Annotated in this window: 6 protein-coding genes; 3 read left to right on the top strand and 3 right to left on the bottom strand. The window is 40.7% G+C overall.

What is annotated here, in order from left to right:
- Positions 1-343 precede the first annotated feature (343 nt).
- The 3 genes from H6F63_RS28985 (at position 344) to H6F63_RS28995 (ending at position 4,785) form a co-directional block, all read left to right on the top strand.
- Positions 344-1,234 (top strand): PhnD/SsuA/transferrin family substrate-binding protein, encoded by an 891-nt coding sequence (locus H6F63_RS28985; RefSeq protein ID WP_190640701.1) that lies wholly within the window; start codon positions 344-346, stop codon positions 1,232-1,234.
- Between the two features lie 168 nt (positions 1,235-1,402).
- Positions 1,403-3,139: an ATP-binding protein gene (locus H6F63_RS29685; RefSeq protein WP_206755855.1), complete on the top strand. Its 1,737-nt coding sequence runs from the start codon at positions 1,403-1,405 to the stop codon at positions 3,137-3,139.
- A gap of 149 nt (positions 3,140-3,288) precedes the next feature.
- Positions 3,289-4,785, top strand: coding sequence for an HlyD family efflux transporter periplasmic adaptor subunit (locus tag H6F63_RS28995; RefSeq protein ID WP_190441660.1), 1,497 nt, complete (start codon positions 3,289-3,291; stop codon positions 4,783-4,785).
- 118 nt (positions 4,786-4,903) lie between these two features.
- Here H6F63_RS28995 and H6F63_RS29000 read toward each other — a convergent pair whose 3' ends face one another.
- The 3 genes from H6F63_RS29000 to H6F63_RS29010 all read right to left on the bottom strand — a co-directional run bounded on the left by H6F63_RS29000 (position 4,904) and on the right by H6F63_RS29010 (position 16,559).
- On the bottom strand, positions 4,904-7,297 hold the full coding sequence (locus H6F63_RS29000; protein ID WP_190640703.1) for a PPC domain-containing protein: 2,394 nt from the start codon (positions 7,295-7,297) through the stop codon (positions 4,904-4,906).
- Between the two features lie 625 nt (positions 7,298-7,922).
- Positions 7,923-10,340, bottom strand: a complete 2,418-nt coding sequence (locus H6F63_RS29005; RefSeq protein ID WP_190640704.1) for a pre-peptidase C-terminal domain-containing protein — start codon at positions 10,338-10,340, stop codon at positions 7,923-7,925.
- A gap of 831 nt (positions 10,341-11,171) precedes the next feature.
- The gene (locus H6F63_RS29010) at positions 11,172-16,559 is read right to left on the bottom strand and encodes an AAA family ATPase (RefSeq protein ID WP_190640705.1); all 5,388 of its coding nucleotides are present in this window, start codon (positions 16,557-16,559) and stop codon (positions 11,172-11,174) included.
- Positions 16,560-16,758: the final 199 nt, after the last annotated feature.

The following is a 16,758-nucleotide window of genomic DNA, read 5'->3' on the forward strand; positions in this document are numbered from 1 at the left end:
AGAGTATTTATTACATCGGCTTTTAAATGAAGGAGAGCTGGTTATTAAGTGGGGACGAAAGCTCAAAAACAAAGGTAATGCTTTTATCACAATTTAAATGCACAACAGCTTAGCATTTCTAAATAATTCATGAAAGGAAGCTTTCCGGCTTCTTAAAGAAGTCAAGGAGCTGAAGAGCTGGCTCACAACTCAAATAGGATTTCTATACGTCGTGTAAGTAACAATACCTTAAGTTATTTTTTAACCTTAAACTTAAAATAATCTATTATTAATTAGAATATAAGCCAAATTCATATTGTTATACTGCTAAATAGATAAACTGTTTCAACAGTTGCACCAAAAGATGAAACGACGCAACTTCCTTTCGTACTTCCTGTTACTAATTGCAGGCTGTGCATCGGCAACAAGTAATTCCAATAGTATATCTTCCAATTTAGATGCAAACGTCCCTGATACACTCCGATTTACAGTGACAGATACTCAGGGACTCCAACAGTTGCAGCGCGATTATGGAGGACTGCGTACTGCGTTAGAGGAGGTATTGGAAAAGAAAATTGAGTTTGTTCCTTTTGAAAGCTATATAGCTGCTGCTGCCGCTTTGCAGTCAGATCAGGTAGACTTTGTTTTCACAGGCCCCTCCGAATACGTAGTGATGAGTGCCAGGACGAATGCAGTTCCCATAATTGGAATCACGCGATCCAACTATTACCCAGTCATCTGTGTTTCTGCTAACAACAAGATCAAATCGGTAGCACAGCTGAAAGGGAAAAAAATTGCCATGTGGAAGGTCGGTTCAACAAGTGGTCATCTTGGCCCGACAAAACTGCTAATTGATGCTGGACTAAACCCTAAATCTGACCTAGAAATTCTTCTGTTAGGCAGTAAGGGATTACCCGCCTTACAAAAGGGTGAAGTTGATGCTTGGGGAGGTTCATCTATCAAGTATGAGAAATTTCTGAAGGATGAAGGCTTATCTGAAAGTGCGTTGCCAGTGATCGTGAAAGGCTCGTTCTTTCCCAACGATTTATTTGTTGTTAGTAGCAAGCTAAATTCAAGCTTTGTCAAAGAGATGGGCGATCGCATGATGAAAAATCAAGATAAACTGCTCCAAAGTCTTTCATCTGTTGAAGAAGGAAAGTTCAAAGGCTCGAAGCTAGTTTCTGCCAATGATTTTGATTACAACCAATTTCGTCAGGTATACAAAATTGTTGGGCAAGGTAGTTTTGTTCAGTAAAAGCTTAACTAGATGAATCATCATTCTAGCGTAAATATCGATGTCATTTTAATTACATTTTTCAGGAAAATGTAAAAGGCTATGTTTTCGCCACTCCAGCTAAATTTACATAACAAAAGGAACATTTCAAAATTGTCCTTAAACTGGATAAGAGCCAAGATCCAACGGTTGAGTATAGCCAAAAAAATTGGTTACGGCTATACATTGGCTATTGGGATAGCAGTTCTTGGAACAACTATTGGGCTAGTCACTGGAGACTATTACCAAAAACAGGCTCAGACACAGATGAAGATTGCCAATAGGCAACAACATCTCCTAAGTGATTTAGAAAATGCTGTTAATGCGGTACAGTCACATCCTCAACGGCTGGTCATCATTCTTGGAGAGTCAATCTGGTTTGACTATGAAACGGCTAAATTTTTGGGTGATGTTAATCGGGTTAAGAAACTCATCTCTGATTTTAAATTTTTCATAGAAACTCATCCTCGTAACTTAGTCAGAGACACCACAAATCTAAAGGATTTATTACAGGGGTATGAAACCAACACAGAGGCTTACGCTGGGCTGATGCAGTCTCTGTGGCAGCAAATCGATCCCCCTAACTTAACACCAGAAAATATTCCAGCAGCACAGCAACGGTTGTTAACTTTTATTAGAGGAAAATCAACAACTGATATCACTGTTAAGTTTGACCGCCTTTCAGAAAGTTTATCCCAATTCAAAGTAGGTGCTGAATTTCAACGGACACAAGCAAATCAAAGGGTTGAAGAAGCAGAAACATTAAGACTGCAAATTATTGCTGTAAGTATGCTGTTGTCAGTTGCAATGGCAGTGGCTCTAGCTCTCATTACCAGTCGTGCGATCGCTCGTCCCATCGAAAGTTTGACTCAAGTTGCCAAGCGAGTCACCCAGGAAGCAAATTTTGAGCTGCAAGCAACTGTTAAAACTGAGGATGAAGTGGGGTCGTTAGCAATTTCTCTCAATCAGTTGGTTCAATGGGTCGGAGAGTATACCCATGAACTAGAGTTAGCTCGTCAGACGCTGGAGCAGCGAGTAGAGGAACGGACTCAGGAACTTACACAAGCACTCCAATACCTCAAAAGCACCCAAACACATCTGATTCAAGCCGAAAAAATGTCCAGTTTGGGGCAGATGGTAGCGGGGGTGGCTCACGAAATTAACAACCCCATCAACTTCATTTACGGTAACTTGGGTTACGCTAACGATTACACTCAACAATTGCTTGAATTAGTAGAACTCTATCAGCAACATTACCCTGAGCCAACTCCTGAAATTCAAGACAAAATTGAAATGATTGAGTTGAAATTCCTTGCTGAAGATTTGCAAAAACTACTGTCCTCAATGAGGATGGGAGTTGACCGGATTCGGCAAATTGTGGTGTCTTTGCGTAACTTCTCTCGCCTTGATGAATCTGAGATGAAATCAGTCGATATCCATGAAGGAATTAATAGTACATTATTGATATTAAATAATCGGCTCAAGCACGAGATTCAAGTAATAAATAAATATGGAGATTTGCCCCTAATTGAATGCTATCCAGCACAGCTAAATCAAGTATTTATGAACATTATTAGCAATGCGATTGATGCGCTATTAGAAGAGTCTACCCAACCTAGCAAGCAAATTACAATTCAGACGCAAAGAATAAATTTTTCTCACATTCAGGTAGGAATTAGAGACAATGGTATGGGGATTCCACCAGAAATTAGAGAAAAGCTGTTCGATCCATTCTTCACAACAAAGCCAGTAGGTAAAGGCACAGGACTAGGGCTGTCTATTTCCTACCAAATTATTGAAAAGCATAGAGGTAAGATAGATGTGATTTCAGCGATTGGGCAGGGAACGGAGTTTGCAGTCACTCTGCCTATCCAGAATAAGGGCTAACTTAATATGCAAATTATATTCGCCCTTTTTACAAAATCGGGATGCTATGCTAACTATAAGAATAATGAAGGTATCAGTGAATTCAAGTAAGTAACACGCTCAATAGTTACACAAAAGATTTAATTGAGCAACTAAAATATCGAATTATTATGCAAACACGTCTTACTTCTTCCCCAGCGCAAGCTCGTCAAACAAGAGGGCAACTTGCCTCACCAGAGGATTCTTTATCTTACGAATTGGGTAAGGCGGTGCAAGAATTACCGCCACTGTATACGCGATTGTTGGCAGGAACTATTAGCTTATTAGTGTTGGGTTCAATTGCTTGGGCGCATTTTAGCGAAGTCGATGAAGTAGCTGTGGCTCCCGGTGAATTGATAGCATCGACACAGGTAAGGCCAGTGCGATCGCTTGGTGGCGGCATTATTAAATCTGTCAAAGTAAAAGAAGGAGATCGCGTTAAAAAAGGTGATGTCTTGGTGGAGCGCGATCCAGGCTTACCGCAAGCCGAAGTTGACCGCCTAGCCAAATCTTCGGAGTTAATTCAGCAAGACTTGCAGCGTCTGGAAGCCGAACGATCAGGAGCCGGAAGTGGTGGAAATTCTCTGCAAGACCAGCTTTTAACCTCTCGTTTAAAAGACTTTGAATCGCAAAAAGCGGCGGCGCAAGCCGAAGCGAATCGGCAAATTGCGGTGATGAATGAAGCTAAAGTTCGCCTCACCCGTCTGCAAGAAAACCTGATCAACGCCAGAACCAACCTCGCCAACGCCGAAACCAATCTAGTCAACGCCAAAAGCCTGCTTCCGAAGACAGAAGCAAACTTAGCGATCGCTCAAAAACGAGAAGAGGCTTTTAAAAGTCTGTTAACTCCGGGTGCTGTACCTCGACTCGATTACATTGATGCACAAGACCGAGTAATTAGAGCGCAAGCTGATGTCACTAGGACAAAAGATGCCATTACCAACGCTGAAGACAAAGTAACTGAAGCTCAAGACAAAGTAAGCTCAATAGAAAAAGATATCGACGCTCAAGGTCAACAAATTCGCCAAGCCGAACAAGCCTATCAAAGCGCTCGCAATCAAGCTGAACGTTTGGGGTCAGAACGCCAGAGTGAAATCCTCACTCAATTCAACAGGCGACGTGAAGAACTAACAACAGTTGCAGGTCAACTGGAGCAGGCGAAAAAGCAGAGAGAAGTAGAAAACATTCTCGCTCCCTTTGAAGCTACAGTTTACAGCGTCAAAGCAACCAAAGGGCCAGTGCAACCAGGAGAAGAGTTATTATCTCTACTACCAGCAGAGGAAGAACTTTTGGTAGAAGTCAAAGTTCTCAACCGCGATATCGGCTTTATCCGTAAGGATATGAAAGCAAAGGTAAAACTAGCAACTTTCCCCTTTCAGGAATTTGGTACGATTAATGGTGAGGTAGTTCAAATTAGTCCTAATGCAATTGTTGATAAAGAGTTAGGCTTAGTTTTCCCCACCAGAATTAAACTGCAAAAACACACAGTTATGGTGCGGGGTCAAAAAGTAGAATTTACTCCAGGTATGGCAGCAACGGGAGAAATCGTAACTCGGAAAAAATCCATTCTCACCTTTATAATGGAGCCAGTCACTCGTCGATTTACCGAAGCATTTTCGGTTAGGTAATTATACTAATTTATGTTCATTTCGTTACTAGGCGAGAGCCTAGTAACGAATAAAAACGGAATTTCCTCTTGCTCCCCTCTTTGCAGGCAAAGAGGGGCTGTTATCGTGAGGGCAGAATTTAAGCCAACAAACTCAAGTTGTAGAAACTACTAGCGTTGTTGAAAGAATTCACCCGCACGTAATAGGTTCCTGCTCCCAAGAATGTGTTTATTGAATCTGCCACAGTACCGACCTGACTTGAACTGGAAATCAGTAGCCCATTAATATTGTAAAGTTGCAAATTAGCATCAGCACTCAAGCCATTTAACGACAAACCAAAACTGCGACCTTCTGCTAAGTCAAAGCGGAAGTAATCGTTAACGTCTGCACTGCTCACCCACTCGCCCAAAGTGCGACTTCCATTTAGCTGACCGATGTTGCGAGCAGTGGCAAAAGTGCTACCAGCAAAATCGGGAATTGTTGCAGACGCAGTTAGGTTATAGAAGCCGCCGCCGCTGCCTTGGTAAACTCGCACGTAGTAAGCACCAGGAGTTAAATTATTAAAGTTAATTGTTTCCGCACTGGTTCCTGTCAAGAAGGAGTTTGCCACTACTTGACCATTGATGTTGAGTAGTTGCAAATTAGCATCAGCACTCAAACCATCTAGTCTCAAACTCAGGTTGCTGTTAGGGCCAACGTTGAATCTGTAGTAGTCGTTGGTGTCAGAAGTATTTATGGCATCTTGGAAAGTACGAGTACCGTTGAGAGGGCCCATGTCACGAGCTGTAGTTAAGGCGTTGCCAGCAAAGTCGGGTGGGGTGGCGGATACACTCAGGTTGTAGTTAGTGTTGCCGCTAAATTGGTAAACCCGAATGTAGTATGTACCAGGCGCTAAATTACTTGTATTGATACTTTCCGCCAGGGCGCCGTCATTAACTGAAGATAGTAATACTTGATTAGCGCTATTGATTAGCTGCACATCAGCGTCTGCACTCAAGCCATTTAATGTGATGTTGAGATTGCTACTTGGGTCAACTGTAAAACGATAGTAGTCATTTGTATCAAGGCTATTAACAGCATCTCGGAAGACTTGTTGACTATTGCTGAGGGTGCCAATGTCGCGGGCAGTCGGTAGCGTGTTACCAGCATTATCTAGAGTTGTAAATTGTGTAGAAGACAAACTCAAGTTGTAGTAAGTGCTAGCGTTATTGAAGGAATTAACCCGCACGTAGTAGGTTCCGAATCCCAAGAATGTATTAATTGATTCAGCAGTAGTCCCGACCTGAGCAGAAGTAGCAATGACTTGCCCAATACTATTGTAGAGTTGCACATCTGCATCGGCACTCAAGCCATTTAACGACAAACTAAAATTGCCGCCAGCATTTAAGTTGAAGCGGTAGTAGTCGTTGGGGTCAGCACTGTTCACAAAGTCGCTGAAAGTTCTACTTCCATTGAGTGAACCCATGTTTCGAGCTGTCGTGAAAGTGTTGCCCACAAAGTCGGGTACTGTAGCTGACAGGCTTAAGTTATAGAAGCTGTTGCCGCTGCCTTGGTAAACTCTTACGTAGTAAGCACCAGCGGTTAAATTATTAAAGTTAATTGTTTCGGCAGTGGTTCCTGTCAGGAAGGAGTTTGCCACTACTTGACCATTGATGTTGAGTAGCTGCAAATTAGCATCAGCACTCAAACCATCTAGTCTTAAACTTAGGTTGCTGTTCGGGCCAACGTTGAATCTGTAGTAGTCGTTGGTGTCAGAAGTATTTATGGCATCTTGGACAGTACGGGTGCCGTTGAGTGCGCCCAAGTTGCGAGCTGTAGTTAAAGTGTTGCCAGCAAAGTCGGGTGGGGTGGCGGCTACGGTTAGGTTGTAGTTGGTGTTACCGCTGAACTGGGAGACTCGAATGTAGTATGTACCGGGCGCTAAATTACTGGTATTGATTTGTTCAATACCAGTGCCTTCCTGGTTGGAAAACGCTACCAATTTACCGTTACTTCTGAGCAGCTCCACGTCGGCATCTGCGCTCAAACCATCTAGTCTGATGCTGAGGCTGCTAGTCGGGTCAACTGTGAAACGGTAGTAGTCATTGGTATCAAAATTTGTAACTGAATCTCGCAATACTTGTTGAGTATTACTGATAGTACCAATATCACGAGCGGTAGCGATCGCGTTGCCGGCATAATCCACCAGTGCGGCGGATACATTCAGGTTGTAGTTAGTGCTAGCACTGTTGAAGGGAAAAACCCGGATGTAGTAGGTGCCTGAATTTAAGGTAGCGTTGATTGCTTCAGCGGTTGCGCCCACATTAGCAGAACTCTGTATAGTCTGACCGCTGCTGTTGAGCAGCTGTACATCTGCATCTGCACTCAATCCGTTAACAGAGAGACTGAAGCTGCTACGACCCGTAAGGCTGAAGCGATAGTAATCATTCGGGTCTAGAGGACTAACATGGTCTGTAAATGTTTGGCTATTCGGAGTGATATTTAAACCTCTAGCTGTACCTAGTGTGTTTCCCGCTAAATCTACTGCTGGCATATGTTCACCCTGTACTACGTGTACTTACGTAATTGCTCCACAGCAGGGGTGATAATGGTTCCAGAAACCATCCGGACATTTTGCGTAATTTTATAAAAACTTTATATAAAATTTATACAAACTTTATAACAGCAATAAGTGAGGGGATCGCGCTGTTTGGTTATGAACTAGCTAAGATTACACTTTGGGAAGCAAAAAGCGCGATCGCCACTTAATCACACTGGTAGCAAATTGACTCCAGGTAGGAGATAAAGCGTTTCTTAAAGCGGTTAAATATAATTGCTAATAAAGTTCCTTGGCTTCTATAGCAGCCCTAAATGGTTCGTGAAGGCGAGATACCCGACTTCTTAAAGAAGTCAGGTATCTGAAGGGCTGGCACCTCACAACTCCCATAGGATTGCTATGAGACGTTTGTAAGTACCTGCATTTACATTGACGTTAATCGCTTCTGTAGTGCTGCCAAAATTGTACGAACTTTAAACTTTAACGCGATCACTATCAAATAGCTGCACGTCGGCATCTGCACTTAAGTCGTTGAGAAGCAAACTCTTTCAAAAGCAACAAATCCCTAGCATTAAGCCTTCTTTCGATTCTGTGTATTCTTGCCATAGTTTTGAAAAATCACTTAACTAACTGCTATTAATTCACTCAAATTTGAAGAGTCAAGTGTTTGAAGCGCTATAGCAGTAGCTGAGCAGGTTTGACAGCTACAACGTAAAGCAGCAGCTAATATGTCTGATGATACGGGAGTAGATGTTGCTGAGGAAACAGCGGGGGTTGATCCGATTCCTGTTCCCCCTGTATTGCTACCGATAGTATCAGGAATTGCTGGAGCTGCTGCTACTTCCCAAGTTCCGGAAGAAGTGTAAGTGTAATAACTATCTGCAATCGCAAACTTCATAGAACCACTAGATCCAAAGTAATCTTTGATAGTTATCGAACCGAAAGAATCTAGTTGTATATTTAGATCGGTATTGATGATTGAAGAAGTTAGATTTGAGAAGTTGTAACTAGATAAGTTGAGGACATCTAGAGAATCTGTAGATTCAAAGATATCGTCTCCAGTGTTAATGCCAAAGACATAGCCCAAGAAAGAGTTTGCCGCACTGTTAGCGATGATGTAATCGTTACTGGTTGAGTTGATCAAGTTTTCAATAGTTGCGCCGTATGCGATCGCAGTCCCAAATCTAGAGGTAGTATAGTTTTCTCCCGTACTCCGATCCTCATACGTTGTGCTGTTGTAGGCTGCTTGTGTTGTCAGCATCCCATTCTCCCGCATATCGAAGCGGTAGCCCGAATCAAGAGATGCCAAATCCGAGAAGTCCAAAGTGTCTATACCGCCACTGTCCCACAAAGTTTGCTTCAATTGGTTAGTGGAGCTACCCGACAACAGACTGTCGTTGCTGTAACCATAAACAGTATTAAAAGAATAAAGGTTGTTGCCTGAATTGTAATTTTTTGCACCATAGAGATATTGCAGCGCTCGAATGTCATAAGCCATTGGTGTCACTGCATTACTACCAACATTGTTATAGCTCATTATTGTGTTGGTATTGTTATCTTCCCCAGGTGACAAAAACAGCCCATCTCCTGACCCCGAACCGTCGTAGTTACCTGGATGTTTTAGTCCCAAAGCGTGCAATGTTTCGTGAATTAGTGTTTCGTATCCGTAAGTGCCAGGTTCGCTGGAAAAGCTGTTGACAGCACTGTTCTCATAGTTTTGGCTCAGATGTACGTCGCCTGCTATTTCATAATTACCTGGATAATAAGCATAGGCGTAGGCTGGCCCATTAGAGAACATATAGCGGATAGTTCCATAGCTAGTGGCGCTATCTGCAACTTCGACAAAATCAACGTTAATAAATGACTCAAGTGATTCCAAAACTGAGCGGACATTGGCTTTGACCGTTTCGCTCAGTTCAAAGACACTTTCATTTCCGTAATAAGAATTAGCAGCAGCACTACTAAGGAAGCTGTAGGTAATGGCTCCCCCAGTCGAGCTAGTGTCCCAATAGCTATCAGCCTCATTCAAGAGCGCATTAATGGCGTTATTATCTGTTGGAGAATAAGTTCTAGCACTAAGAGAATTAGAAGGGGCTATTGCAAGCTGAAAACTGTCAAAGTCGTAAAACTCACCTTGGTTGGCGTTATTTGCCTCGTTTGCCTCGGTGATATTACCCTCCGCATCCACAATCATGCCGAGGTAGTACGTCCCCGTACTGCTCCAGAAGGCATCGCTGGCTCCCGGTAAATTCAGGTTGTTTGTTAAGGTGTCTGTGCTGCTGTTACCGGAGAGAGAGCTAATCCATTGAGAACCGAGGCGGCGATCGCTGGTCGTAATGTTGCTATCCTGTGACAGGTAGAAGTCTACCCAGAATCCCTCGGCATTCCCACTTGTAGTGTTTTGAATTTCATACTCAACATTGAAGCTGTTACCTGGAGTCAGGGAACTCTGCATCACGTTGAAGTTCGCGCCTGATAGGTCAGCCAACTGTGGCAGGCTGTTAGTAGACAAACTCAGGTTATAGTTGGTATCGCCAGAAGATTGCTTGACTTGGACGTAGTAAACACCCGCCGCTAAGTTGGAGAGGTTAATCGATTCTGCTAAGGTGCCACCATTTTCTGAACTTGCGATAATCTCACCAGGATCGAGCGCACGATTAGAGTTGGCATCCCGAATCAGATACACATCGACATTGGCACTCACTCCATCAAGTGCCAAGTTGAGATCCTTGGGAGTAGTTAATCTGAAGCGATAGAAATCTTCCGGGTCACTGTCACCCACAAAATCGTTAAAAGTGCTATCGCTCAGCGACCCCACCCTAAAAGCTGTCCTCAAAGTATTACCAGGATCGGGTACAACACTGGCTGCACTAGAAGAACTACTGCTAGAAAATTGAATGTTCTTTCCAGCTAGGTTAAATAGTCTTGATGATGTTGCTGACAATAACTCTGAAGAAAGATTTACTTGTAAAGCGTCATACCCAGCTAAGGTTTCCCTTAGTAAGCTACCGTTTTCTAGCAGTTTTCTTTGTCTGAACATTTTCTTGCTTATTCTAAATTTGAACTACAAAGTCAGTGATTTTTACAGTTATTTAAAACTTAGACATCATAAGATATCCTCCCTACCATGAGGTGAAGATAAAAATCAATATCGACAAAGTAGATGCAAATTTATTGGGCAATTTTCCCGGCCAGCGCAAAATTAGATACCTTTGGCAGAAGTGTAGCTTATTGAGCTTAATTATACATAAGAGCTACTGAAGTATCTTCCCTGATAACTTGCATCTGACCCAGAGACGCTTTACTCGTTTCTTGCTGTAATTTACACAAATGTCAGCTATTGAAGCTGAACGTCGGTATATCTACAGGGGATATATTTTAAATTACTCAGAAAAAGCCATTAAAACAAGGGTTTTCTTTAAAGTTCATAAAATCTTTACAGTAAACAGTAAAAATACCGATAACCCACACCAAATGGGCAAAAAGGAAGACCCCCTTTGCTGTATGGGTTAAACCCAGAGACAAAAATCGTCTAATGTATGACGAATGGCTGAAAAAAGGTATTAATACCTCTTTCTCTGTATAAGCTCTACCAAACTCCGCAGGAAGTGACTGAACAAATGTGTTTGGTTGCCCATTTATTTGATAGCTCTTTAACCCCTCGATAGCCATTGCAAAGCCTAGCAGCTAGTTATCAGTAGAAAAGAAAAATAGAGCAAGAACAACCCGTTGCGAGTGCATCCTTACTTCATCTCACTGAACTGGTTTTTTGTTTTTCTTGGGGCGACCAGAAGCAGTGCTGTCGTTAGGAGCGGGCCAAAAAGTCTTACCATATTAATATGGAAAATGCGCCTACCCCAACAATAGCCGCTTACTTCTCATCCAAAGCTTCACTCCCATCCCACCCCGCCGGAACGCCAGATGTCTGATACTTCTGGCAGCGTTTCACGTATAGCTTCGCCGCTTTGTCTTGGTGATTTTTTTGTAGAACTTCCTTGAAGATTTGCTCGGCTTGTGCAAACTTTTGTTGGTAATAGAGAATAATGCCTTGTTCAAAATCGGTTCGAGTTTGCGTCTTGAGGTTGCGGATAGATTCTGGTTCGCCAGAGAAAACTTCAAATACGGCAACCGGAGCCTGTTTTCCTTTGACTCGAACGCGGTCAAGAAAACGATAGCTGTACTTTGAAAGTTCATCCAGTTGATACAGAGCTTGTTCACTAATTGCGATACCCACGCCATACAGTTTCGTTAAACCTTCCATCCGAGAGGCGAGATTTACTGCATCAGAAATCACGGTGCTTTCCATCCGTTCCGACTCGCCAACAGTACCCAGCATCAAACTACCAGTATGCAAACCAATGCCAATGGAGATGGGGACTTCTGCTCTTTGTTGCCGTTCTTCATTCCAGAGTGCAACCTTTTTTTGCATAGCGATCGCTGCTAGAACTGCATCCTCAGATGTCTGGGGAAACAGTGCCATTACGGCATCACCAATATACTTATCAATAAAACCATTGTGCTGACGGATGACTGGGCCAACTCGGCTCAAGTAAGAGTTGATAAAATTAAAGTTTTCCTTGGGTGACATCCCCTCGGAGATAGTTGTGAACGAGCGAATGTCAGAAAACAAAATTGTCATTTCTTTAAACACCTGATCGCCTAACTGCACATCTAGGATGCTTTCTTTTTCTAAAAAACGCAGGAACTCATGAGGAACAAAGCGCTCGTAGGCAATATTTAAGGCTGATAAGTTCGTATAAAGACTAGCATTTTCAATAGAAATAGCGGCTTGGGAAGATAGGAGGTTTAACACTTCCAACCGCTCTGAAGTAAAAGCTCCCTCTGTTAAATTATTTTCTAAGTAAAGAATCCCAATTAATTTTCCCTGATTTATCAAGGGCGTACAAAGAATAGATTTTGGTTTATTTTCAACAATGTATTGCTCGTTAATAAATTTCCCTTCCCGAACCGCATCCTTTAAAACCAAATTATCCTGAGTCCTAGCTACATAATTAACAATTCCTACTGAAAGTTTGCCACTATTTTCGACTGGAAGTGATTGCAGCAGTATCACCTCATCTTTATTGACTGCACCTTCTGCTTGAATCAGGAGGTTATCTTTATTTTTTATAATTAAAAAACCTTTTTCAGCTCCGGCATTTTCAATTACAATTTTCATTAACTTGGCCAGCAACTTATCCAGAATGATTTCACCAGAAAGCGCTTGCGAAGCTTTTACAACTGTATTTAAGTCTAGAACTCCTGCATCCTCACTAGAGGTAGCAATAGAATAAGTTGTAGAGGTAGCTTTAACTCCTGTTGCTCTATAAAGTAAATTAGGATAATTAGTATTTAACTCTTTTACCTTGCCTGTTGCCCCCCATTTAGTATAACCATAACGAGCTTCCATTAGATAGGCTTTGGCAATAATATCAAATCCTTTATCAAAATAAAATTTAGCAGCTAATTCATTAGCGATCGCTTGATTTTGAATATACTCATTTTCTTTAGCAGACTTGATAGCTTGCTCGTATAACTCCATCGCCTCTTGGGTTTTGCCGGAAATACGAGCCATTTCAGCAGCAATGAGCAAGTATTTATGTAAAAAATTCTCTGGGCAATTATCAGCCCAAACTTTCATTTGTTTTTGATTTTTCTTTAGCGTTTTCCAATACTCCTTTTTTTGCCCCTCGTTAGCCGTACTATAAAGAGCAGCCAGAGTTAGAGAATAATAGAAGTAATGCTCCGCAACTTGCATTAAACCTGATACAGCGGACAGAGTTTTTTCAGACTCTAATGCCATCTTCAAAGCATTCGAGTAATCCTCAAAGATGTATAATGTTGCAAGTTTTACAAAATAATACCAATTGAGAGCAATTGCCAATCCAGCATAAGCTCTTAGTTGCTCCAAATGTTTTTCTTCATCATAAAATTCATTACTGAAACTACATTTATCTTTTGTTAAGCCTTTCAAACATAAGGTTAACTGTTGCGTCACTAAAAAAAAGTTGGGTGTATATATTTCTCCAACTTGATTAGCATAATCGAGAGACTTTTGATTTTCGATATAAAGATTATCTAGATAATCTCCCGTAATAAAACTTCTCATGCTGAGAACATTGTTGGCATAACAAGCCCAAACTATGTCCCCTGATTCAATCCCTGCTTGGTAAGCAGTTTTTAAATGAATAATGTCTATTTTTGAATGCTTAGTCCAATGATTAACAAAGCCACCAAACAAGAAATTTACTTTACATTTCAATTCGCTGCTATTAAATTTTTCAATAATATTCAAAGAAAGTTTACCAAACTCATAGCGAGATTGAAAATCTCCTAATCTTTCACCTAAAAACCTACTTAAACCCAAATAACCCATAGCAGAATTTCCTGCATTTCCATACCTCAATGATAGAGAAGCCTGCTTTAAATAAAATAGGTCAGACAAATCCATGTTTGTATAATATAAAGCAGGTATTACGTGCGAAATCAAATTAATAGTTGCTAACATATTCAGGTCAGTCATATCCGGACTATGAATTAAATCTTTAATGCTAGTATCGCCGATACTTGACCGAATATCTTGAATTTCTAGTTTTAATGCTTTTTTAATTTCCCTGGTTTTCTCTGGGACATTCCAACCCAGCAATTTTAAAGCCTGCTTACCTAATTCAACGACTTCTGAAAACTTGCCTAAAGTTGTATATGAAATAATTTGAATGCCATAAATTTCTGCTTTTTCTAGATTTGTCTTGGCATTTTGCAATAAAGTGTTAAATAACTTATCAGCTTGCTCAAAGTTTTTACAAAGGTATTCGCATTCAGAACGCTCCTTGTACAAATCGAAAGTTAGCTGATAATCGCTTTCCCAGCTATCTGTTGCTAAAAGCCTCATACCAGTTGTTAAATATTTTAACGCTGGTTCGTATGCAATCGAAGCCTTGGCTTTTTTTCCAGCCGTTAAATTCAATTCAGCAAGTTTATTTCTGGCTTCTTGGTTAACAATTAGCTCGCTTCCAAAGTTTAGCTGATTGACAATATCGAATATTTTTGATTCCCGTTCCTCTAAACTGGTATTACCTAAAAGCAGTTGACCAATTTTTAAGTGAAAGTCTTGTTTATTTTCTTCAGGAATCAGGGAATAGGCAGCTTGCTGAACGCGATCATGTAAAAATTTATAAGAAACTAATGTATCAGTGGAAACTAAGTAATTATTGGCTTCCTGTGCATCAAAATCTAGGAATATTTTGTAATTATTATCGAGGGGTAAAACTAACTCTTCCCGAATTGCTTCCCAGAGATCAATCGCTGTTGCTGCTGGAGAGTTCTCATAAACAAATGATAAAACTTTTAAATCAAACTTATTACCAATACAAGCCGCTAACTTAAGTATTTGCTGTGTGTTATCGGAAAGCTTTTGAATTTTTCCAGCCATCAATTCAACGACATTATCTGTTATGCCAACTTTTTTAATTTCCTCTAAATTCCACTGCCACACAGCTTGAGCCCGCTTATTAAGGACGGATTGAGAGGGGACAAAGTTCAATAGCTTTTCTTCGTAGAGAGATTTTAAAAACTGGTTGACAAAGAAGGGATTGCCATTAGTTTTACGAATTACTAACTCTGCTAGAGGTTTTGACTCGACTTCATCACAGCTAAGAGTCTCGCTAATTAATTGGTTGGTATGACCTAAATCCAAAGGTTTTAGGTTGATATGATTGACAATAGCATTGGCAGAATTAATCTCATCTAATGTCATCATTAAAAGATGAGAGGCATTCACTTCATTATCTCGATATGCCCCAATTAAAAATAAGTATCGGCTATCTCTCGCCGTCATTAGCAATTGAATTAGATTGAGGGATGCCGAATCAGCCCATTGTAAATCATCAAGAAATACAACTAGGGGATGTTCTTTTTTGGCGAATACTCTAATAAATTGTTGAAAAACTATGTTGAAGCGATTTTGCGATTCTGTTGATCCTAGTTGGGCAACAGGCGGCTGTTGTCCAACAATTAGTTCTACTTCCGGAATCACATCAACAATCACTTGACTGTTGGCACCAAGGTCATTTAAAAGTTTTTCTCGCCAGGCTGCTATTTTTTCTTGACTTTCAGTTAAAATTTGACTAATTAATGACTGAAAAGCCTGAATTAAGGAAGCATAAGGAATATTTCGTTGAAATTGGTCAAATTTCCCGGAAATAAAATACCCTCTTTGTTGGACAATGGGTTTGTGAATTTCATTGATTAAAGCTGATTTACCAATACCTGAAAATCCTGAAACTAGCATCATCTCGGTTAAGCCTTGGCTTACCCGCTCAAAAGCCGCCAGCAGGATGGTTATTTCTTGTTCCCGACCATAGAGTTTTTGCGGAATCTCAAATTTATTGGAGAAATCCTGCTTACCAGGTATGAAATTTTCAATCTTCCCGGTAGTTTGTAGTTGCGTCAGACAAACTTCTAGATCAAACTTTAGACCGTAGGAACTTTGATATCTGGCTTCTGCTGTTTTTGATAACAATTTCATGACTATATTAGAAATAGCCAGGGGAATCTCCGGATTTAGATGGCTCGGCGGAACTGGCTGTTTAGCAATATGACAATGGACTAATTCCATCGGGTCTGTTGATTGAAAAGGCAACGCCCCAGTTAAAATTTGATAAAAAGTTACGCCTAATGAATAGAAGTCAGTCCGATAATCGATTGCTCGGTTCATCCGGCCAGTCTGCTCTGGCGACATATAGGGTAAACTCCCTTCCAGAACATTAGGATTTCTAATTTCTTGGGTTTCTCTGGAAAGAAGTGAAGAAATACCAAAGTCTATTATTTTTACTTGTCCTGTATGAGGATTTACCAATATATTTTGAGGCTTTATATCTTTGTGTATAATATGATTTTGATGCAGTTTTCCCAGCCATTGAGAAATTTGAATGGCTATTTTAAGGAGTTCTAGCAAGTTCATTTTTGACGAATTTATCGCTTTTTCGAGCGATTCACCGCCGAAATCCTCTAGCACTAATACGCAAGTGTTGTTATGGTTTTTCAGCTTGTAAGGTTTAACAATACCTGATAAATCTAAATTCTTTACGATTTCATATTGATGTTTGAATTTGGCAATATCGTTAAGGTCTGGATATTCTTGATTAAGAATTTTAATAACAACCTTTTGTCTATCGACTTGTCTAAAAGCACGATAAACTAATGATTTTGTGCCTTCGTGAAGGACTTCAATAATTTTGTAGCCTGGGATTTTTAGCATTTTAAATTCCTCAGCTAGTCAATACTATAAATAAATGCTCCCTAATGATAAACCTTCTGTTGTTGATGATGACTTGAATGATGCTAAGGTAGTGATGCCTTGAACCTTAATTTATAGCTGTGCTGCTAGTTTAATAATCTGTTAGGACAGCTTTTCAAGCATCGTTTGTGCTATTGGTTCAATTCTTGAATAAAAGCTT

Origin of the sequence: Trichocoleus sp. FACHB-40 (assembly GCF_014695915.1) — a bacterium.
Lineage (GTDB): Bacteria > Cyanobacteriota > Cyanobacteriia > Cyanobacteriales > FACHB-T130 > Funiculus > Funiculus sociatus.